This window comes from Mesorhizobium sp. M7A.F.Ca.CA.004.06.1.1 (assembly GCF_003999135.1).
In the GTDB taxonomy this organism is placed as follows: domain Bacteria; phylum Pseudomonadota; class Alphaproteobacteria; order Rhizobiales; family Rhizobiaceae; genus Mesorhizobium.
In genome coordinates this window covers 1-430 of the sequence record NZ_RZPQ01001465.1, presented here as the reverse complement: position 1 = coordinate 430, position 430 = coordinate 1, and the positions used below count along the sequence as shown (strand labels likewise).

Annotated in this window: 1 protein-coding gene; it reads right to left on the bottom strand. The window is 69.5% G+C overall.

Annotation, left to right across the window (positions count from 1 at the left end):
* The coding region (locus EN906_RS36965; RefSeq protein WP_245484427.1) for a PfkB family carbohydrate kinase at positions 1-410 on the bottom strand (410 nt) is incomplete at its 3' end.
* Positions 411-430 lie beyond the last annotated feature (20 nt).

The window sequence follows — 430 nt, the reverse complement described above, 5'->3', positions numbered from 1 at the left end:
CCAGTATCGAGCCGCGCATATTTCAGTTCGACTGCCGACGGCGCGTTTGTCGATGCCAGGAGTTGCTTGACCTGGTCGTCGGTCGGAAGCGCCTCGCGCCCGCCCCGCCCCGTTATCGAAACGGCCGCCGCCGCGGCCGCGAATGCGACCCGGCCTGCGGTTTCGGCCCCGCGTGTCAATGCCAGGGCATAGGCGCCATGAAAGCAGTCACCGGCGCCGGTCGAGTCGACGACGGCAACCCGGTGCGGAGGCAGGTGCCAGAGCCCTGTCTCGTCGCGTCCGCGATAGAAGACGCCCCTGCCGCCATCCGTCAGAACCACGGCGGACCGCGACGGCAACCACACTGCATCGAGTATCTCGGCCGGCGACTGGCGGCCGGCGGCGGTCCGCGCGAAGCCGAGCGGAAGCATGAGATGGTCGCCGAGCGCGA